Source organism: Veillonella sp. AS16 (assembly GCF_000517785.1).
Classification (GTDB): Bacteria; Bacillota; Negativicutes; order Veillonellales; family Veillonellaceae; genus Veillonella; species Veillonella denticariosi.
In genome coordinates, this window is record NZ_AZYX01000007.1 from 363337 (window position 1) to 384480 (window position 21144).

Consider the following 21144-nt stretch of genomic DNA (forward strand, 5'->3'; position numbering starts at 1 on the left):
TTATGCCTCCAATTCTTCTACAATGACATTATGATTTGTATATACACAGAGATCCGCTGCAATATGCAGGGATTTTTCCGCAATATCCCGAGCTGACAGTTCCGTACTCTCCGCCAATGCACGAGCCGCCGCTAATGCGTAATTTCCGCCTGAGCCGATAGCACAAATACCATCATCAGGCTCAATAACCTCGCCATTACCGGAAAGAAGTAAAATTGTTTCTCCGTCAGACACAAGTAATAAAGCCTCCAGATTGCGCATCATCTTATCACTGCGCCAATCTTTAGCAAGTTCTACGGCACTGCGCAATAAATTCCCGTTATAACTGTTTAATTTTGCTTCGAACTTATCAAACAAACTAAAAGCATCCGCAACGGAACCGGCAAAGCCCGTAACGATTTTACCGTTGTAGATACGACGTACCTTTTTAGCCGTATTCTTCATCACAACGGCTTGTCCAAACGTTACTTGACCGTCACCGGCGATGGCAACCGTATTACCGCGCTTTACAGCGCATATTGTAGTGGAATGAAATTCAGACATTCTAAACCTCCCCAATAGCATGATAAGGCTCGAAGAATCATATTCACAAGCCTTATCATATAGTATTAAATTTGTTCCCGTTCTTTCAATAGTGATAATTCATCAAGAGCACGGCCTGCAATAAGAGCATTCTTCTCTTTTTTCTTGCGAATTCTCTCCGGCCATGATTCCATTATACCAAAATTTATATTCATCGGCTGAAAATTTGAACCTTCATAATTTGAAATATATTGGCTCAGTGCTCCGCAAGCCGTAGTCCTCGGAAATTCTATAAACGGACGTTCCGAAATATATCGTTCAACCTGAATCCCTACCATTAACCCGCTGGCAGCAGATTCCAAGTAGCCTTCAACACCCGTCATTTGCCCTGCAAAGAACAACCTCGGTTCTTTTTTCAATTGAAAAGCATGGTTCAATAACTCCGGCGAATTGATATATGTGTTGCGATGCATTACACCATACCGAACGAACTCCGCATTTTCAAGTCCCGGAATCATGCCGAATACACGTTTCTGCTCACCCCATTTCAAATGAGTCTGAAAGCCGACCAGATTGAACATGGTGCCTTCCTTATTCTCCTTACGCAATTGTACAACCGCATACGATTCCGCATTTGTTCTCTTATCTATAAGACCTACAGGCTTTAATGGACCGTAACGCAATGTATCTTCGCCGCGGCTCGCCATGATTTCTACAGGCATACATCCTTCAAAATATATTTCCTTTTCAAAGTCTTTCGTCTGTACCGCATCAGCCGTGATCAATTCATGCCAGAACGCTTTGTATTCTTCTTCTGTCATAGGACAGTTAAGATAGTCCGCATCACCTTTATCATATCGGGAGGCCGCAAAAACCTTATCGTAATTTAAGGATTCAGCCGTCACGATCGGTGCCGCCGCATCATAGAAATAGAATCCCGTTTCACCGGTAAGTGTTTTTATCTTATCACCCAATGCTTCAGATGTAAGTGGACCCGATGCAAAGATTACAGTCCCCTCTGACGGAATCTCTGTAACTTCCTCATGATGGACCGTAATATTCGGGTGAGCTTTTATCTTTCGAGTCACCATTTCACTGAATAAATGACGATCCACCGCCAAAGCCCCTCCCGCGGGAACAGCCGTAGCATCGGCGCATTCCATAATGAGAGACCCTAAACGACGCATCTCCTCCTTTAAAAGACCTACGGCGTTCTCGATATTACCTGCCCGTAGCGAATTACTGCATACGAGTTCGGCGAATTGATCCGTCTGATGAGCAGGCGAACTTTTATGTGGACGCATTTCATATAGCTCCACATGAACGCCGCGATTAGCTAACTGCCAGGCCGCCTCGGAACCGGCGAGTCCGGCACCGATGACGATGACATATTTTGTATTCAATAGTTATTCCTCTATAGCGCTACCCGCAACGGAGCTTTTTATTTAGACTCCTCAGCAACGGGTTCACTCTTTTTCTTTCTAGTTTTCTTAGGCGGACGTGTAGGACATGACTCATTAGAACAGAATTTTTTTATCGTTCCGTTCTTATACGTTTTTTCAACAATAATTGATCCGCATGTATCACAAAAGTCATGTGTCGGTTTATCCCACAGTGTAAAATCGCATTGTGGATATCGATTACAGCCGTAAAACAAACGACCCCTGCGAGACTTGCGTTCTACGATTTCCCCTTCTTTACACTTAGGACAGGTTACACCGGTCCCTACGGTGATAGGTTTTGTATTCTTACACTCAGGGAAATTGGAACATGCTAAAAATTTACCGTAACGTCCGAATTTATAAACCATAGGACTACCGCAGACTTCACATGTTTCATCACTCTCCATAGATACGATTTCAACACGCTCCACATCATTGGCTTCCTCTAATTCTTTTGCAAAAACCCTATAAAAATCTGTTAATACCTTCAAATATGTATCTTTACCGGTTGCGATGGCATCAAGCTCTTCTTCCAAATCACGGGTAAAACCGGTATTGATGATTTTTTCAAAATAGGCAATTAAAAAGTCTACCACGACAAAGCCCAGCTCTGTCGGAACAAACTGTTTGTTTGTATTTTCCACATAGTTGCGGCTCACAATCGTATCCAGAATCGGAGCATAGGTACTAGGACGTCCGATGCCGAGTTCTTCCAAAGTTTTGATGAGGCTCGCTTCCGAGTATCGTGGAGGTGGCTGTGTAAAATGCTGCTCAGGCAATACTTCAACGGTATGAACCACATCATTCTTCTTAAGTGCCGGCAATTGTGGAGATTCATCTTTTTTAGAGTCTTCATAAACGACACTGAACCCGGGGAACAATACACGGGTCCCCGTCGCTTTAAATGTATATTCATCATGAACTGAAAGCTCAACCGTTGTAGACTCATTCTGTTGGGGTGCCATTTGGCTTGCCATGAATCGATTCCAGATTAATGTATACAACTTGAGTTCATCACGACTTAAGAACGGTTCCACCATTTTAGGTGTCAACTCAAGAGAGGTCGGACGAATCGCCTCATGCGCATCCTGAGCGGAACCTTTTGAGCCGTATACATTAGGACGGGATGGATAATATTCATCACCATATGTACGAATAATAAAGTCCTTCGCCGCTACCTGCATTTCCTTGGAAATGCGCGTAGAATCCGTACGCATATAAGTGATCAGACCTACATGACCGTATGAGCCGATTTCCAAACCTTCATAAAGATGTTGTGCAATCATCATGGTCCTCTTAGCACCAAAATTCAACTTACGCACACCATCCTGTTGTAATGTGGATGTCGTAAACGGAGGTGCCGCTTTACGAGAGCGCTTACGTTTCTCGATATTCGTCACCACCGCATCAGCATCGCCGATAGCATCAACCACGGATTGTGCTTGACCTTCAGCGGTGATATCGATTTTCTCACCTTTAATATGTGTTAACTCAGCTTTAAAGGACTCTTTCTTCGACGTCTCAAAATTGCCTTCAATACTCCAGTACTCTTGCGGAACAAAGGCTTGAATCTCACGTTCCCGCTCGCAAATAAGACGTACCGCTACGGACTGTACACGACCGGCACTGAGACCTTTACATACCTTTTTCCATAAAAGTGGACTTAATTTATACCCCACAATACGGTCCAATACACGTCTCGCCTGCTGAGCATCCACCATATTCATGTCGATGGTGCGCGGCGCATTAAGCGCATCCGCTACAGCGGATTTAGTAATTTCATTAAATGTGATACGACACGTAGATGTAGGATCAACATTTAAAATGTACGCTAAGTGCCAGGAAATGGCTTCACCTTCGCGGTCCGGGTCAGTCGCCAGTAAGACGGCACTGCTGTCATCGGCATAAGATATAAGTTCATCAATGACCTTTTTGCGGCTCACCAAATTGCTGTAACGAGGTGTAAAACCGTGTTCGATATCGATACCCATCTGCGATTTAGGCAAATCCCTTAAATGGCCCATACTGGCTTTTACCACATAATTAGGCCCTAAAAACTTTTCAATGGTTTTAGACTTAGCAGGTGATTCCACGATAACCAGAACTTTACCGTCAGGATTATATACACGTGGTTCACGCTGTTCAGGGGGCATCGACGTTTGTAATACGGACTTATCCCGTACAATTCCCACAGGTGTCAACGTTTCCTTACCGATTTTTCCTGTTATGGTAGTACCTGTGCTTTTAGATTTCTCTTTCTTCTTTTTCTCTGTACTTGCGCCAGCTGTTTTAGGCTCGCCAATAACGATTGATCGTTTAATGGACAAGTATATCACTCCTAGTAATATTAATATAGCCTCTCGGCGGATTATGCTCGATGGCACCTTCCAGTTCCAAGTCGAGCAATATAGGTTGTATTTGCTGTAATGGCATATGAGTTTCATGCAGTATATCACTGACGGTGATACATCTGTCAAACGGTATTACATCCAATACCTTACTCCTATTCAAATTACAGCTTAACACACCGCCCCCTTGTGTATCAACACTTTTACCATTATTTATAGATGTATCCGTATCTTGTGCTTGTGAAAGTTGACCCGTTACACTATCTCTCATTATCAGGCCGTATTCCTTTACGATATCCTCCACACCCGTCAATACATGAGCCCCTTGCCGTATAAGCCATTTATTCCCATCCGCCACATGATCCAATAAATTACAGGGGACGACAAATACATCCCGCCCTTCACTGTTGGCCATGTCAGCAGTGATTAAGGAGCCGCTGCTCGCACGCGCCTCGACAACGATAACGCCTTTACATAGACCGCTGATAATACGGTTACGGGCCGGAAAATGCTTGGCTGAAGGAGGCGTTCCCGGTGGATATTCGGACAGGAGCAGGCCCCCCTCTTGTAACATGCGATCAAATAATTTCGCATTATCACGGGGATAAGCGATATCAAGACCACATCCCATGACGATAATACCGTATCCATGTGCCGATAACGTGCCTTCATGGCTATGACAGTCGATACCTCTTGCCCCTCCGCTGACAATAACCGTTACATATTTAGATAATTCTTTACCGAGCATACGCGCCACATTTCGACCATATATGGAACATTTACGGGCACCCACAATACCGATTTTAGGAATACGGTCATCCAGTAGTGCCCGATTCCCTCTCATAAATACGATGGCCGGCGGATTGTAAATATGTCGAAGAATCTCCGGAAAATCCGCATCTAAATACGTAAGATACGACATATGATATTCCTGAATTTTATCATATATACTCTGCAATCGTTCATCCTTGGCATTAGCGGATATACAGTTTATATACCGTGTTGTCATTGATGTAAATGACTGCAGATTATTCGGATTCTTAACCGCTTCCCACGCATCATAAGGGCTTCCGAATTTTCTGATCAGTTCACGAATGTGTGCAGGGCCTATATAATATAAGCTTTGAAGCCCTGCTATATAAAAATTATCCTCATAAATTTTAGTCATAATCGCTCCTACTGTTCACTGCGAAACATCATCGCCTCAGATATGTGCTTTTCTTCCACCTCAGGATTTCCCTCTAAATCAGCAATAGTTCTCGACACTCTTAGAATCCTGTCAAAGGCACGACCGCTCATGTGAAAGCGTTCAAAAACAGTGCCGAGTACATGCCATGCGGAATCCGTCACATTACATAATTCTCGTATTGCTCTATGCGGTAATTGTCCGTTAGAGCTAAAAGGAAGTCCCTCATATCGTTTACCTTGTAATGCTACGGCCTCAACAACCTGATGACGCATGCTTTCACTATCCATGGAGGAATACGTCGTATCCAGCATATGTTCTAATGTAGGCCGCTCCACAGGAATATGTAGATCGATGCGATCCATGATCGGTCCCGACAGACGCCGCTGATAATTATGAATGTCCGTTTGAGAACATAAACATTCCTTATACGGATCATTGTAATATCCGCAAGGGCATGGATTAGCCGCAAAAATACAGATACAGTCGGCCGGATAGATATAATTTCCTTGCGACCGGTTAATCGTTATCGTCCTCGACTCCAGCGGTTGTCGAAGCGCCTCTATGACCTGCCGTTGAAATTCAGGGGCCTCATCCATAAAAAGAACACCGCCATGAGCCAAGGTGATCTCACCGGGCTTCCCTGAGATACCGCCGCCCACCATACTCGCTACTGTTGCCGTATGATGCGGATGCCTGAACGGTCTCGTTTTTACGAGCCCTTCATTACCAAGTAATCCCAATACATCCTGAATCCTACTCACTTCAACTATTTCAGACCATGACATGGGCTGCAGTATGGTGGGTAAACGCTCAGCCATCATCGTCTTCCCCGCACCGGGCGGTCCCACCATAATACAATGATGATGTCCTGCGGCACTGAGCATCATAGCGCGCTTACCTAAATCCTGTCCGCGCACATCTCCAAAATCAACAGCGTATTCTCCCATTACGGGCACATAGGATTCATCTGTATTTATAACGGGATTACAAATATCGTCCGACTGTGATTGACCGCCTTTGGCATGACTTTCAATTAAGGAAATAATCCCCTGCAGTGTAGTCTCACTATGAACCGTCAGATTAGGTATAGCCTCTAATGTATGCCCGTTAACAGGATTGGTATAGACTGTTCGGCAATTATTCTCCATTGCGGACAGAGCCATGGCAAGGGTTCCGTACGTTGTAAGAATCGTTCCGTCCAAAGCGAGTTCACCCATGCATATACACCGCTCGAACAGCGATTGTAAATTTTTCTTCCGTCCTTTAATCTGACCGGAGGCCAGGATGATACCTATGGCAATCGCTAAATCAAGGCCTGCACTGCTTTTTCGTATATTGGCAGGCGCTAAATTGACCACGATACGCCGCATGGGAAATTCATAACCGCTGTTTTTTATAGCTGCCCGCACACGTTCGCGTGCTTCCTTTACGGACTGATTCGGCAATCCGACGATATCCAATACGGGCAGTCCCTGTGAAATATCGACCTCAACCGTTATGACACATCCTTCGATACCGTGCAGCGTTGCTCCATATAGTTTTGCATACATAACCGTACCTCTCTTAAAAACATTGCGGTAAATAATGAATGGAACTTTGAAAGTCTTCATGCAGATACACTTCGATGACATCAAAAGAAATCTCTTTCCAGCGCCGTTTCTTTTGATATAAATCGTATAAGTACAGCATGGCAGCTCGTTTTATATGCTTCTGCTTTTTCTTTGATACCGCCTCACGCGCCAAGCCGAACTGCACGCCGCGACGCGCCTTTATTTCGATAAAATGATAGACTAAATCCTTTTTAGCAATAATATCGATTTCTCCCAATTTTGTACGGTAGTTCGTTTCCACAATGGACAGTCCCATCTTTTCTACATAAGAAACAGCTACGCGCTCTCCCCATTCACCGAGGGCTTTTGAATCGAGTTCATTGAATGACTTACCGGTACTCATCGTTTGCATATAGCCTCCTCAATCATTAACAACAATCACAGTGACGTATTAAAAATTCATCATAATGGATCAAATGTGCCATTATCAGCCGTTGTATATTTATATGTGTAGCGTAGAATGATTGGCTCATAAAGTAAATAGAAAAGAGGTTCCCAATAGTCACACAGGTGACCATCAGGAACCTCTATACGGATTTAAACTATATACAATTTTAATTTATAAATCTATTCTTTCACCCAGCCTACAATTGATTTTATAGGCTCAAAACTTTTGCGATGAAGCGGTGTCACACCTTGCTGTTCCACGGCTTCTTTGTGCAGTTCAGTGTAATAACCCTTGTGAATACCGAAACCATACCCCGGGTATTCCGCGTCTAAACTCTTCATATACCGATCGCGTGTAACCTTAGCAATAATCGATGCGGCCGCAATATTAGCGCTCTTGCTGTCCCCTTTGATAATAGACTCTACGGGAACAGTTAAATCAGGCAACTTCATGGCATCGACCACTACGGCCTCGGCCGGTACCGATAATGTGCGAACAGCTTCATACATGGCCTGACGGGTCGCTTCATAAATATTGAGTTCATCAATCTTTTCCGGACCATAAGAAACACAGCTTACCGCCACAGCCTCTTTCATGATGATATCATATAAAGCCTCACGTTTCTCTTCGGTTAACTTTTTCGAATCATTAAGGCCGGGAATAAGTGTCATCGGCGGCAATATGACCGCCGCTACCGTCACAGGTCCCGCTATAGGCCCCCGTCCAACCTCATCCACACCGGCAACATGATATAAATCCTGATCATAGAATATGCCTTCATAATCATACATTCCCATGAGGCGTTGCTGTTCTTGCAGCTCTTTCTCCTGGCGCTTAATATAAGCCGCGGCCAACTTCTGCACGGAACTGCGTGAGTCCGCTTGAGCTAGCGGTAAAATATCCAAAGCTTTATCTGTTTCAAAAAGCGCCTTAATATCCTGTACTTTTAAATCCGATAATTCTATCTTATCCATTACGGGACCCCTCATTATCATCAGCATAATACGGTTCTTCATCGACCCTGTCCAGGGTAATCACGCCGAGTTTTCCGTTACGATAATCCTGTAGTATGATTCGACGTGCCTTATCAAAATCGACGATGCCGCCGCTTACAAGACATCCGCGACGACGACCGATACTTTCAAGAATCATATCAACATCTGTCATCTCAGTCTCTTTTAATTTATAGCGCTCAACTAAAATCTGAGGCCCATTAGTTAAAAGATGTGTAATAAGTTGCTTGATGACATGCTCTAAATCATATACATCATCGGATATGGCCCCTGTCATGGCCAGACGAGCCGCCGCGCGCTGATCCTCGAGTTTTGGCCATAATACACCGGGTGTATCTAAGAGTTCCAGATTTTTACCGATTTTAACCCATTGTTGCCCCCGAGTGTGCCCCGCCTTATTAGCTGTTCTTGTAGCGGCAGAGCCGGCCAATGAATTTATCAATGTAGACTTACCGACATTAGGAATACCCAAAATAATGGTTCGCACGGAACGACTTCGAATCCCCTTCGCCATCCAGCGATCAATGATAGGTTTACTGAGACGTTCCACTGTAGATAAGAGTTTCTTATTTCCCTTTCCTGACTTGGAATCAATAGAAAGTACGGTAATACCCTTATTCATAAAAAACTCGGTCCATTCCTTTGTCGCTTTCGGGTCTGCCAGATCTGCCTTATTCAATAGTACGATGTGCGGCTTCTGTCCGATTAATTCGATAATAACGGGATTGGCACTAGACCTCGGAATACGTGCATCAAGCAGCTCGATAACTACATCTACCTTTTTGATATACTCGGTAATCATTCGGGTGGCTTTCGCCATATGCCCGGGAAACCAATGCACGATAGGTGAATCTGCCATAGTATATCCTTTCTATTTCCACATATTAAATCAAATGTGATTATCAAAATATTTCAATATTTACATATATGATTACTATATCGTAAAAATCATTCATATTAACTATATTGTATATTAGCTGTATCTTAAATATATAGCATATTCGATATTTCATCAAACAAAATGCCTAAATGTCATAAGTTAGACAAAAATAAAAGGCTGCCATCGGCAGCCTTTTAAGAACATTAGCGTTTTTCGCGAATACGAGCAGCTTTACCAGTAAGGTTACGTAAGTAGTACAATTTAGCACGACGAACAACACCACGACGCATAACTTCGATTTTAGCTAAACGTGGGCTGTGAAGTGGGAATGTACGTTCTACACCTACACCGGATGCAATACGACGAACTGTGAAAGTTTCACGAACGCCACCATTTTGACGTTTGATTACCAGGCCTTCAAAAACCTGGATACGTTCACGGCTACCTTCCACTACTTTTACGTGTACACGCACGGTGTCACCGGAGCGGAATGTAGGAATGTCTGTACGTAATTGTTCCTGTTCGAGTACGTTAATAATGTTCATTGTTTCCTCCTGTTTGCAGACATTCAATACCTACACCTTATAGGCAGCGGACTGTCTCAAATTAACAGAACAATAATACCATATAACAGGACCTTTAATCAAGTATTTTCTATATAAAAAATTATACTATATCATTTAGATTTCATAATGGAGTCTATTTAGAAAGTTTCTGTAACAGCCTGAACAATTCATCCTTTTCAACATCGCTCAATTCGGAAAATATATGTTTTAGGTAATCCTCGTAGGATGACGACAAATCTTTACCCAATTTTTCTCCTTTGGAAGTGAGACCTATAATGGATACTCTCTTATCCATGAAGTCGATATGTTTAGTTACATATCCTTGCTCAATGAGAATATCCAGTTGTTCCGAAACCGTGGCCGGCCTCATATCAAGAGCGTTAACAAGATCTTTTTGCGATGCTCCCTGACCTCTCATGTATAGCTCTATGAGAATCCGTTGACGCGAATTTTCTTTACCACTTGGCACCTTTCGTAAGGCTTTATATAATTCAACCTCTGTAATCATAAGATTTCTCCTTACAACTTTGTATACTATTTGTATTCGCCGTTACATTTTAAAATCCTGCATAGATTACAAATTTCATATGAATTATAACTTTCAATCTGTATTGTGCAATCCTGTAAAAGTACACAGCTAAAAAGGACGAGTCGCAACAACTCGTCCTTTCACCATTCTATTTCAATGCGCTAATATCGCCGATAATAGCCATCACATTATAAGCTAACCGAAGTAATTGCAAACGATTGTTTTTAATTGCTTCATCTTTATCCATAACCATCACATCTTCAAAAAATGTATTGATTGCAGGAACCAGCATAGCCGGTACGGCAACAACGGCATCATAATCATGAGCATCCCATGCAGCAAGACTGGCTTCATATGCTTTAGAAGCCGCCTCAAACAATGCTTTTTCCGCATCTTCCTTAAGGAGCGACGCGTTAACGGACTCATATGTCACATCTTTCACCAAATTATACATGCGTGTGTAAGCTTGAACAAGTTCAACATCTTCGTCGATACGGTTTGCAAGCAATGCATTTACAAGGCCTTCCGCATCTGCCACAGACAATTCGTTGTTAGATAACAGTAAATCGATAACATGATGCGGTACTTCACGATCAAGAAAAATATTTTTCAAACGGAGAGTAAAGAACTCCTCAACCTGACCAAGCAATTCATCCTGTTTATCATCCGGCACGTTAAGCAATTTCATAGATGCTTTAAAGATAGGACGCAAACTGATATTCCAGTCACTGCCCAGTAAAATATTCAAGATACCGATAGTTTGACGACGCAACGCATATGGATCCTGAGAACCTGTAGGAATCAAGCCGCGACTGAAAGTAGCAACGATATTATCCACTTTATCAATAATGGATAATACTTTGCCGGCTTCGGTTTGAGGCAATACATCACCTGCAAAACGCGGTAAATATTGTTCAAAAATAGCTTCCGCTACGTCTTCTGATTCACCATCAAGTAGCGCATATTCCTTACCCATAACACCTTGTAATTCGGTAAATTCTGTAACCATACCCGTAGTAAGGTCCGTTTTTGCAAGCGTGGTAGCTCGTTCCAACACAACCGCTGCATCTTCATGCAAATCGCATTCTTCACCGAAAATACGACCTAATTCCAACAATCGTTCCGTTTTATCCGCTAAATTGCCAAGACCTTCCTGGAATACGATTTTAGTCAAACCATCTTGATGCTCGATAAGAGGTTTCTTGCGATCTTCGTTGAAGAAGAATTTAGCATCATCTAAACGAGCGCGCAATACGCGTTCATTACCGGCCTGAACCACTTCGATGGAATGATCGGAGCCGTTACGAACTGTTAAGAACATTGGCAACAATTTGCCTTCTTGGTCAACCAATGGGAAATAACGTTGATGGTCTTTCATTGGTGTAATGATAGCTGCATCTGGAAGTGCCAAGTAGGACTCTTCAAAGCCACCACACAATGCTGTAGGCCACTCAACGAGATAGTTGATTTCTTCTAACAAATCATCATCCCAAACGATGGATGCCTTATTAGAAGCCGCAATATCATGTAATTGTTTGGAGATCAATTCACGACGTGCGTCTTGATCAACCATAACAAAGTTTTCTTTTAATGTATCTACATAGGATGCTGCATTTTTGATAGTGAATTCATCAGCCCCTAAGAATCGATGACCACGTGTTACATTGCCTGATTTTACAGTAGCAAATTCTACAGGAATTACTTCTTCATCAAGTAATGCTACAAGCCAACGTACAGGACGTACGAATTTAGCATCTAAATTGCCCCAATGCATGGATTTAGGGAAATTAAGACCTGTAATTAATTGTGGCAACATGTCTGTGACGATATCTTTTGCAGATACGCCAGCAGTTTTAGTTTCAGCGTAAATATAGCCGTCTTCTACAACAAGATCAGCTACATCAAGACCTTTACCACGAGCGAAACCGATAGCAGCCTTTGTAGCATTACCGTCAGCATCATAAGCGATGGAGGCGGAAGGACCTTTATGACGTTCGCTGATTTCAGCAGATGTATCGGCAAGGCCTTTCACGATAAGAGCCAAACGACGAGGTGTACCGTATGTTGCGATGCTTTCAAAAGGAAGATGGGCATCATTTAATTTTGTTTCGGCCAATTGTTTCAATTGACCTAAGATATTTGGCATAAAGCCGGCAGGAATTTCTTCTGCACCGATTTCAAACAATAAATCCTTTGCCATCTTATTTATCTCCTTTCAAAAGCGGGAATCCCAATTCTTCGCGTTTAGCGAGGTATTGTTGTGCACAAATACGCGCTAACGCACGTACACGGCCGATGAAAGCAGTACGTTCGCTGATGGAAATAGCGCCACGGGAATCGAGCAGATTAAACGTATGAGAACATTTCAGCACATAATCATAAGCAGGCAGAACATAACCGGCTTCGCATACGCGTTTTGCTTCTGCTTCGTACATATCAAACAATTTGAAAAGCATATCTGTATCTGCTAATTCGAAGTTGTAAACGGATTGTTCAACTTCGTTGGCATGCCATACATCGCCATAGGTTACATTGTCATTCCATTTAAGATCATATACGTTTTCAACGCCTTGAATATACATAGCCAGACGTTCTAAACCGTATGTAATCTCTACGGAAACTGGTTTACAGTCGATGGAACCGACCTGTTGGAAATATGTGAACTGAGTTACTTCCATACCGTCGAGCCATACTTCCCAGCCAAGGCCCCAAGCGCCCAATGTTGGAGATTCCCAGTTGTCCTCTACGAAACGGATATCATGATCCTCAGCATGAATTCCCAATGTAGCTAAGGATTGTAAATACAATTCTTGGATATTATCAGGTGACGGCTTCACGATAACTTGGAATTGATGATGTTGAAACAGACGATTAGGGTTGTCACCATAACGACCGTCTGCCGGACGACGGGACGGCTCCACATAACATACGGCCCAAGGTTCAGGACCGATAGCATGCAAAAATGTTGCAGGATTCATTGTACCTGCACCCTTTTCGATGTCATATGGATTTTGAACGATACAACCTTGCTCGCTCCAGAATTTTTGTAGATTTAAAATAATCTCTTGAAATGTCATTGTTGCCTCCACTATACAATGCTTTCTGTGAAAACATTTTCGTTACAAACAAAAAAGTCCCTGTAACGAAAAACGTTACAGGGACGAGTATACCCGCGGTTCCACCCTATTTGGCTTGCGCCCTCTTTTTTCTATGTTGGCCTTTACTAACAGATACCTGCGTTCCTGCCAATGCTCTACAGCGCCTTCAACCAAATGTGAGCTTACACCGTCCTCACTCGCTAAAGAGGTTTACTACTCTGCTTCATCGCATATATTATACGTAATATTGTAACAATACAGAGGGATGAATGTCAATCTAATAACTTTTATACACATAATCAACATTTAAATACTACATTATCCAAATTCTATAATTTAACCATCATTCTTTAGAATGTACGCTTTACATCAACACCGACTAAATAAGCCGTTTTATCTTTCTTCTCAGTCATATTATGGAGTCTGGATACGCCAATTTTAGCGCCAAGGGACCAATTTTGAGATAGTTTACGATTGTGATCAAGCCATACATTGAGAGCCGTCGCATCAGTATTAACTTCACGATTTAACTGTAAATATTCCACATTAAGGGCTGTCAGGTTTGCCTTCTTATCCCAATGGCCAAGTCTAGCGTATAAACGATTACTGCTGTTGCCCATATAGTCGCCAATGATGTGACCTTTATGCACATAGCCATCACTATATGACCAATGAGAATACCACCAGTTACTTGTCTTGCCACCTTCTAAGCGAAGATTCCAATTGTGGTTTTTACCAATTTTCGGAACGTATACCCCTGCGGTCCACGCAATACGGGATGGACTCGGTATGAATCCTAATCCTGTCGCCTGATCCTCGCCATATACCATACCATATACTTCCATAGATGGTAATGTCCATTTTATATCATACCCGGCAATACTGTTCCACTTATCTTTGGAACGTACTGATTCATTTTTTCCCGTTAAGAAACGACCGTAATCAGATAAACTTAAATGACGACCTTCACCACCCATGATGGACGTCAAACTGGCACCCAATACAAGTCGTTTAGTCGGAGACACCTCAATGCGGGCGCCGAAAAAGTCCGGATGCTTAACATCGCTTCTATCATCCGATAATTTTGCATATACGAATGTAGGTTTTACAGATCGCAAAAATCTAAATGTGCCACCTATTTTTACAGGGTTAATTGTCGTCACTTTCACACCGGTTAAAGCATTCATATTATTGGACAAATTAAGGGATGATTGATACATCGGGCCCCACCAGAGTTCATCTTTACCTGCTTGAACCTCTACGGCCCCGATATGTGTTTTAACATAGCCGTTAATAAGTCGTGCACTGTTATTTCCGGCAAATAAATCGGTACGAGGCGTCACAGCATACGCCACATGATTACCGGCGGTACCGCGAATATTCATTTCGCCACTTACCGTAGTACCACGATTATACGTATATCCGTTATTATTTCCATTTAACGGTTGATATGTACTGGCGGTACGAGTCCAACCACCTTGATTTTGATTATAGGCCGGTGAATTGGTAGATGTTACCGATACTTTCACGGAATCAACAATAATCTTGGAATCCTGTTCACCGGTTGCCAAGGTCTGCATATCATCGGCATATTCAGATTCAAGATTATAAATCATGGATTGAATGAATTGAGGTGTATTACTGTCTACCTTACTATTAGCCTCTGCAATCCATTGGGCTACCTGTAAACGCGTATACGGTTTTGATGTCGGTAATGTATCAATATATCCTTGTGCATGCAAAGCATCAATCATATCGTAAGTTGTTGAACTGAGATTAATATTTGGCGATACGATTTGTGTCGCATAAACAGAACCAAATGACATAGTCATAATAGCAGCGGTAATCAATAATTTATTTGCTTTCACGGAATAACTCTCCTCACTATACTTAATTACACATAACGAACACACACACTTTAATGTAAAAAAAACTAAAATCTGATTAAAAAATTTCTATCAAATTCAAATCACTTTATTTTATCATAGTATTCAGAAAAATAACGCTGTTCAAGGGTTCACCAATCTCATGAGATGCATAGGCATATAAGAGTTTTTCCAGTTCGGTCCAAAGAGAACCGGAAAATTCCATCTGCAGCTCATCCCCCCATTGAAAGCTTAAAAGTATAGGTAATGCTTTTTTTACTGACGGAGATACACCCATCTGTGTTACAGTGTAAAGTTCCCGCCAGAAATCATCGGCATTTTGCCGATTCATAAAATAATGTGCCTTAGGCACAACACCGGCCAATGACAACAGTTGCCATCCCAGCATAATCGTTCCCAGTCGAACATTACGCTGTCGAATGGACTTTGAATAATTTACCACTACATCGAATACGTTGCGATCCGCATCATACAGCGCAAAAAGTTCCTGTATAAGTTCACTGGCCACTGCCGCATAAGCGATATTTTCAAGATTGGTATCTAACGACTCCACAACATAGGATCCGTCAATCTGTGTTACATTCACGTATTCCCCATAGGGAACAACTGTAATGTACATGGCGCTGAAAGGTCGTAAATAGGAACCGTTACGCATACTCTGCAGGCGTTTATGCGGTAACGATGCCCGTATGATACCTAAGCTCGGCGTGATGAAAGTAAAAACAGAATATAGCTTATACTTTTTTCGACTGATAACGATAGCCGGTGTATTGAAAGCTCCGCTAAGCTTCTTCATGCTCTTCTTCCACAGGTTCCTCTTCAGGAAGCGGCGTTACCTTGAGGCGCGAAATTCGATATCCCTGCATCTGTGTTACCTCGAAGGTATATCCGTTGGCATCTACCGTATCCCCTACGATTGGCGTGCGCTCCAACAAACCGAACACATATCCGCCGATAGTATCTGAATCGGAATCTTCAATCTCAATATTCATTATTTCTTCAACTTCGTCAACGAGAACCTTTCCGTCAAATTCAAATGACCCGTCCGCATACGACATGGTTGCCGGTAAATGAGGTTCATGCTCGTCCTGAATATCTCCGACCAGCTCCTCAATGATATCTTCAAGACCAACAAGGCCGACCATACCGCCATATTCGTCAACGACAACCGCTAAATAGATCCGGCGTGTACGCATATATTGCAACAAGGTAGACAACTTCATGACTTCGGGAACGGTTAAAATATCCCGCTTGATGTTCCTTAAATCCTTCTTCGCTTGGTTAGGACGCTCCATGAGGTCCTTAATATGAACGAGGCCGATGATGTGATCCTTATCCTCTACACACAAAGGATATCTCGTATGAACGGTCGACCGAATCACCTTCATCGCTTCATCATAGCCGTCCTCGACGAAGACACAGTCCACATCTTGTCGCGGTACCATAACCTCTTTAGCCATACGGTCCACAAAGTTAAATACATTATCGATGAGCTCCGATTCAACCTGGTCTAGTTGTCCTTCTTCATGACTGCGGGAAATCATCATGCGAATTTCCTCTTCCGTGTACACCAGATCAAGTTCTGTAAGATATTTTGTTTTATAAAACTTAAGAATAACCGTGGAAATCTTACCGGCAATCCAGATGAAAGGATATACTAGACGACCGGCAGCCACAACGATACGACTATATGTATTTACGTATTTTGTAGGGAAAGATAAACCTAACGCTTTCGGTACAATTTCACCGAAGATCAGCACGATAAGGCTGATAAACAGCAATAACAGAATATCCAACAGAAAATGCATCCACTCGGTCTGCACATTTAGAAAGGACATCAATCTATCCACTACATTGTCAAATACGAAAGTCCCCGTTCCAGCCAGAGCAAGAATAAAGAACAGAATTAAAAACTGGGTCGTATTCAAAAAGTATTCCGGATTTTGATATAACTTTAAGAGAAATTCCCTGTCCCTTTCTGCGAGAATATCCATATCCTCGACATGTTCTTTTCTGAGCCGAGCAAATGAAAACTTGGCAACCACAAAAAAGTTAATTAAAAATATACATAACAGACCGAATCCTAACGGTATCAGCCCATCTACATTATCCATGCAAAATCCTTTCCATATCATCACATGATGATATCACCGAACTTATAAATACGATTTTACTGCGATGTATGATTTCGTATTTTAATTACAGAACATTATATATAGAGTATATCAAAACAATCGATTATTGTTTATTATTTCTTATATCCTAATTCGGATAACATACCGGATTTATTGCGCCAGTCCTTTTTAACCTTAACCCAAAGGTCGAGATATACCTTTGTAGCCAACAACTTTTCCACATCAGCCCGTGCCTCTGCACCAAGTTGTTTCAAGAGCGCACCGCGTTTTCCGATAATAATGCCCTTTTGTGAGTCCCTTTCACAGTAAATGGTGGCACGTACATACATTGTACCATCGGGGCGCGTTTTCATTTCATCCACGTCTACGGCAATGGCATGAGGAATTTCATCGCGTGTCGCGAGCAGAATTTTTTCCCGCACAATATCGGAAATGATAAGCCGCTCCGGTTGGTCCGTAATCATATCCTCAGGGAAATATTGAGGGCCTTCGGGCAAGACTTCTTCCAGTACGCGCAAAACCTCGGACAAATTCTCCTTATCCTTTGCGGAAATAGGAATAACCCCTGCAAATGGATACGCATCCTGATAAGACACGATTGCCTCTAACAGTTCTTCTTTTTTTAATGTATCGATTTTATTTACCACTAAAAAGACAGGAACTGTAACGCGCTTTAGCTGTTCTATGATGAAATTATCTCCTGGGCCGCGTTTTTCATTGCCGGCCACCACGAAGAGGACCGCTTCCGTTTCCTTTAATGATTCGATGGCCGCATCCACCATGAATTCCCCCAGCTTATGCTTAGGCTTATGCACACCCGGCGTATCCATGAAGACGATTTGTTTCGATTTATCCGTATATACGCAGATGATGCGATTACGCGTCGTTTGCGCCTTATCGGAAACGATGGCAATCTTATCACCTATAAGGGCATTTATAAGGGTAGATTTTCCCACATTAGGACGGCCTACAACGGCTACGAAGCCCGATTTAAAATGTTCATTCTTATTCATTGTATGGTGCATCCTCCCGCACATAACCGAGATTACCGAGAACGAATTCCTCCTCCGTTCTCATTTCCTTTTTGTCCTCATCATTCATATGATCATAACCTAAAATATGCAGACAACTATGAGTCGTTAAGTACGCCAGTTCCCTCTCAAAGCTGTGACCGTATTCGATAGCCTGTTCACGGGCACGCTCCAGAGAGATAATCATATCACCCAATAAATGATGCTCCTCTTCACTACCTTCATAGTCATCCCCCTCATTAAGGGCGAAAGAGAGAACATCCGTCGGCCTATCAATACCTCGATATTGATTATTAAGTTCATGAATCTTCGCATTATTACAGAGGAGAATACTCATCTCATCCTCTTCAAGACCATAAACGCGACTCACTTCATCACATACCTTGCGGATAATCGCCTCAATCCGTGAATCTTGTTCTATATCTTCGTCATAGCTGATATGTATATACATACTTATTCTTTCACCATACCCTTATTAGCATCTTGAACCGGAATTACTTTAGCTGCATCCCGAGTTGACTTCTGTTCATGATAGGCGTCGTAGGCTTTCACAATACGTCCTACCAAATCATGGCGCACCACATCCTGATCACTAAAGTAAACCATATTGATACCCGGCACATGGCGCAATACCTTTTCCGCCTCACCGAGGCCCGACACAACCCGTGGCGGTAAGTCGATTTGTGTTTTATCACCGTTGACCACCATTTTAGAATTGTTCCCTAAACGGGTCAGAAACATTTTCATCTGTTCCGCCGTCGTATTTTGAGCCTCATCTAAAATGACGAAAGCATTTTCAAGCGTGCGTCCGCGCATATAAGCAAGAGGTGCCACTTCGATGGTGCCGCGCTCCATAAATCGTTGCACCTGTTCGATTCCGAACATTTCATGCAAGGCATCATATAAAGGACGTAAATACGGATCCACCTTATCTTGCAATTCACCGGGCAGAAAGCCGAGCCGTTCACCGGCTTCGACGGCAGGACGAGTCAATATGATTTTATCCACATTGCGGTTCTTTAAATAAAAGGCCGCCAAAGCCACAGCCAGAAATGTTTTACCTGTACCGGCCGGACCGATACCAAATGTAATAGTATTCTTGCGGATACTGTCCACATAATATTTCTGACCTTCCGTCTTAGGCGTAATATTTTTACCGCGCATATTTACGGATAATGTATCCTCAAACATGGTATGTACCGCATCCGCTTTGCCATTAGCCACAAGCTTCGCCGCAATTCGCACTTGAGATTCCGTAATCGTACTGCCCTCTCGATAGAGAAACACGAGTTCCTCCAAGGTGCGATACAAAGCGGCCACTTGATCTTCGTCGCCTTTGATGACCACCGTATCGCCGCGAGCCACTACATCCGCCGTAATGACATCTAGCATCATATGCAGATAACGATTATGTTGACCTAAAATCGACTGAGCTAGGTCATATGTAGGAAATGTAAAGATTTGTTCGCTCATACAACCTCCTAATCTATAAACTGACGAACCGCCTTACCATTCAGATAATCACATAGATCACCTTGTCGGGCATCCAGTTCATCCATCTTATCATCTATTAAATCCTGTACACGCCACCATCCCATGGACCAATTGGTAAACAGGGTATTATCCTCCGGTGCACGTCCTACTAAACGCTGCAACACGATATCGGGATGCAGATGACGCACGAAATTAACCACGCGGTCAGCATACTCTTCGGCGCTGATCAAAGTAAATCGACCCTCCTGATACCATTTCGCCATCAGCGTATTCTTAACGATATACAAGGCATGTAATTTAACTTGATCGACCCCGAGGGCTGATAATATGCGAGCCCCTTCCACCGTATCCTGCATCGTATCCCACGGCAGATTAACAATCATATGAGCGGTCACATTAAATCCATACCGCTTAATCCGTAATACAGCATCGATAAATTGAGCTAGATCATGACCGCGATTAATCTTTTCCAATGTATCATAATTAACGGTTTGCAAACCCAGCTCGATATAAATATCCTTGTGAAAGCGGTCTCTGATATCGGCGAGAATATCCAGATATTCATCAGCAATACAATCAGGTCTCGTCGCAATGGCAATACCTACAGCCGCATCGATGCAGCCCTGCTCCATATAACTTTTGAAAGCGGCCAATTCCAAATAGGTATTACTGAAATTCTGGTAATAGGGAATAAATTTTTTCGCCTTGTACTTAGGACCGATATGCGCGATATTCTCCTCTAACTGCATTTTAACCGTCATAGTTGCGGGCAGATTTTCATACCCCGCACCGATTTCCCCGCAAAACGTGCATCCGCCTACACCGGCGGAACCGTCCCTGTTAGGACATGTGAGCGGTAAGGCGACAGGTAATTTATATACCTTTTCACCATATCGTTCCTTATAAAATTTTGATACCATACGATATCGCTTCGGTCTTGTCGTATCAGTCATGACACTCCTGTTTGTACACATTATCAATATTTTTTACAATTATACAATGGGATAAAAATT

At 42.7% G+C, this 21144-nt stretch carries 19 protein-coding genes; all 19 read right to left on the minus strand.

Annotated features, from left to right (window positions below; translation table 11 throughout):
- On the minus strand, window positions 1–543 hold the full coding sequence (gene hslV / locus HMPREF1521_RS01860; protein WP_038115132.1) for an ATP-dependent protease subunit HslV: 543 nt from the start codon (window positions 541–543) through the stop codon (window positions 1–3).
- A gap of 65 nt (window positions 544–608) precedes the next feature.
- Entirely contained in the window at window positions 609–1925 is a 1317-nt protein-coding gene (gene trmFO / locus HMPREF1521_RS01865; protein WP_038115134.1) for a methylenetetrahydrofolate--tRNA-(uracil(54)-C(5))-methyltransferase (FADH(2)-oxidizing) TrmFO, read from the minus strand.
- 38 nt (window positions 1926–1963) lie between these two features.
- Window positions 1964–4291: a type I DNA topoisomerase gene (topA, locus tag HMPREF1521_RS01870; protein ID WP_038115136.1), complete on the minus strand. Its 2328-nt coding sequence runs from the start codon at window positions 4289–4291 to the stop codon at window positions 1964–1966.
- Window positions 4281–5480 (minus strand): DNA-processing protein DprA, encoded by a 1200-nt coding sequence (dprA, locus tag HMPREF1521_RS01875; RefSeq protein WP_038115138.1) that lies wholly within the window; start codon window positions 5478–5480, stop codon window positions 4281–4283. The genes topA and dprA overlap by 11 nt, the downstream gene beginning before the upstream one ends.
- Window positions 5481–5488: 8 nt before the next feature.
- Complete coding sequence (locus HMPREF1521_RS01880; RefSeq protein ID WP_038115141.1) at window positions 5489–7051, minus strand: YifB family Mg chelatase-like AAA ATPase; 1563 nt, start codon at window positions 7049–7051, stop codon at window positions 5489–5491.
- A gap of 13 nt (window positions 7052–7064) precedes the next feature.
- Window positions 7065–7463, minus strand: coding sequence for a YraN family protein (locus tag HMPREF1521_RS01885; protein WP_038115143.1), 399 nt, complete (start codon window positions 7461–7463; stop codon window positions 7065–7067).
- Window positions 7464–7678: 215 nt separating this feature from the next.
- Window positions 7679–8473, minus strand: coding sequence for a ribonuclease HII (locus HMPREF1521_RS01890; RefSeq protein ID WP_038115145.1), 795 nt, complete (start codon window positions 8471–8473; stop codon window positions 7679–7681).
- A complete protein-coding gene (ylqF, locus tag HMPREF1521_RS01895) occupies window positions 8466–9371 on the minus strand; it encodes a ribosome biogenesis GTPase YlqF (protein ID WP_038115147.1) in 906 nt (301 codons plus the stop codon). Before ylqF ends, HMPREF1521_RS01890 begins: the two co-directional genes overlap by 8 nt.
- Window positions 9372–9595: 224 nt before the next feature.
- Window positions 9596–9937 carry a 50S ribosomal protein L19 gene (gene rplS / locus HMPREF1521_RS01900; RefSeq protein ID WP_038115149.1) on the minus strand — a complete coding sequence of 114 codons (342 nt, stop codon included), beginning with the start codon at window positions 9935–9937 and terminating at the stop codon, window positions 9596–9598.
- Window positions 9938–10091: 154 nt separating this feature from the next.
- Window positions 10092–10466, minus strand: a complete 375-nt coding sequence (locus HMPREF1521_RS01905; RefSeq protein WP_038115151.1) for a MarR family winged helix-turn-helix transcriptional regulator — start codon at window positions 10464–10466, stop codon at window positions 10092–10094.
- A gap of 169 nt (window positions 10467–10635) precedes the next feature.
- Window positions 10636–12687, minus strand: coding sequence for a glycine--tRNA ligase subunit beta (gene glyS, locus HMPREF1521_RS01910; RefSeq protein WP_038115153.1), 2052 nt, complete (start codon window positions 12685–12687; stop codon window positions 10636–10638).
- A gap of 1 nt (window position 12688) precedes the next feature.
- The gene (glyQ, locus tag HMPREF1521_RS01915) at window positions 12689–13564 is read right to left on the minus strand and encodes a glycine--tRNA ligase subunit alpha (protein WP_038115155.1); all 876 of its coding nucleotides are present in this window, start codon (window positions 13562–13564) and stop codon (window positions 12689–12691) included.
- 371 nt (window positions 13565–13935) lie between these two features.
- Window positions 13936–15453 (minus strand): capsule assembly Wzi family protein, encoded by a 1518-nt coding sequence (locus HMPREF1521_RS01920; protein WP_038115159.1) that lies wholly within the window; start codon window positions 15451–15453, stop codon window positions 13936–13938.
- Between the two features lie 106 nt (window positions 15454–15559).
- Window positions 15560–16267, minus strand: coding sequence for a DNA repair protein RecO (locus HMPREF1521_RS01925; RefSeq protein ID WP_038115160.1), 708 nt, complete (start codon window positions 16265–16267; stop codon window positions 15560–15562).
- Entirely contained in the window at window positions 16254–17585 is a 1332-nt protein-coding gene (locus tag HMPREF1521_RS01930) for a hemolysin family protein (RefSeq protein WP_038115162.1), read from the minus strand. Before HMPREF1521_RS01930 ends, HMPREF1521_RS01925 begins: the two co-directional genes overlap by 14 nt.
- Window positions 17586–17719: 134 nt before the next feature.
- The gene (gene era / locus HMPREF1521_RS01935) at window positions 17720–18619 is read right to left on the minus strand and encodes a GTPase Era (protein WP_038115164.1); all 900 of its coding nucleotides are present in this window, start codon (window positions 18617–18619) and stop codon (window positions 17720–17722) included.
- Entirely contained in the window at window positions 18612–19088 is a 477-nt protein-coding gene (ybeY, locus tag HMPREF1521_RS01940; RefSeq protein ID WP_038115165.1) for an rRNA maturation RNase YbeY, read from the minus strand. The genes era and ybeY overlap by 8 nt, the downstream gene beginning before the upstream one ends.
- 2 nt (window positions 19089–19090) lie before the next feature.
- Window positions 19091–20110, minus strand: a complete 1020-nt coding sequence (locus HMPREF1521_RS01945) for a PhoH family protein (protein WP_051435730.1) — start codon at window positions 20108–20110, stop codon at window positions 19091–19093.
- A gap of 8 nt (window positions 20111–20118) precedes the next feature.
- The gene (locus tag HMPREF1521_RS01950; RefSeq protein ID WP_038115167.1) at window positions 20119–21084 is read right to left on the minus strand and encodes a TIGR01212 family radical SAM protein; all 966 of its coding nucleotides are present in this window, start codon (window positions 21082–21084) and stop codon (window positions 20119–20121) included.
- Window positions 21085–21144: the final 60 nt, after the last annotated feature.

Coding starts and splice junctions, on each gene's coding strand:
- rplS (WP_038115149.1), bottom strand. CDS start 9,937: ATGAACATTATTAACGTACTCGAACAGGAACAATTACGTACAGACATT.
- HMPREF1521_RS01905 (WP_038115151.1), bottom strand. CDS start 10,466: ATGATTACAGAGGTTGAATTATATAAAGCCTTACGAAAGGTGCCAAGT.
- HMPREF1521_RS01930 (WP_038115162.1), bottom strand. CDS start 17,585: ATGGATAATGTAGATGGGCTGATACCGTTAGGATTCGGTCTGTTATGT.
- ybeY (WP_038115165.1), bottom strand. CDS start 19,088: ATGTATATACATATCAGCTATGACGAAGATATAGAACAAGATTCACGG.
- HMPREF1521_RS01885 (WP_038115143.1), bottom strand. CDS start 7,463: ATGCAAACGATGAGTACCGGTAAGTCATTCAATGAACTCGATTCAAAA.
- HMPREF1521_RS01945 (WP_051435730.1), bottom strand. CDS start 20,110: ATGAGCGAACAAATCTTTACATTTCCTACATATGACCTAGCTCAGTCG.
- era (WP_038115164.1), bottom strand. CDS start 18,619: ATGAATAAGAATGAACATTTTAAATCGGGCTTCGTAGCCGTTGTAGGC.
- glyQ (WP_038115155.1), bottom strand. CDS start 13,564: ATGACATTTCAAGAGATTATTTTAAATCTACAAAAATTCTGGAGCGAG.
- ylqF (WP_038115147.1), bottom strand. CDS start 9,371: ATGGCAGATTCACCTATCGTGCATTGGTTTCCCGGGCATATGGCGAAA.
- HMPREF1521_RS01925 (WP_038115160.1), bottom strand. CDS start 16,267: ATGAAGAAGCTTAGCGGAGCTTTCAATACACCGGCTATCGTTATCAGT.
- glyS (WP_038115153.1), bottom strand. CDS start 12,687: ATGGCAAAGGATTTATTGTTTGAAATCGGTGCAGAAGAAATTCCTGCC.
- HMPREF1521_RS01890 (WP_038115145.1), bottom strand. CDS start 8,473: ATGGATAAGATAGAATTATCGGATTTAAAAGTACAGGATATTAAGGCG.
- HMPREF1521_RS01950 (WP_038115167.1), bottom strand. CDS start 21,084: ATGACTGATACGACAAGACCGAAGCGATATCGTATGGTATCAAAATTT.
- HMPREF1521_RS01880 (WP_038115141.1), bottom strand. CDS start 7,051: ATGTATGCAAAACTATATGGAGCAACGCTGCACGGTATCGAAGGATGT.
- dprA (WP_038115138.1), bottom strand. CDS start 5,480: ATGACTAAAATTTATGAGGATAATTTTTATATAGCAGGGCTTCAAAGC.
- hslV (WP_038115132.1), bottom strand. CDS start 543: ATGTCTGAATTTCATTCCACTACAATATGCGCTGTAAAGCGCGGTAAT.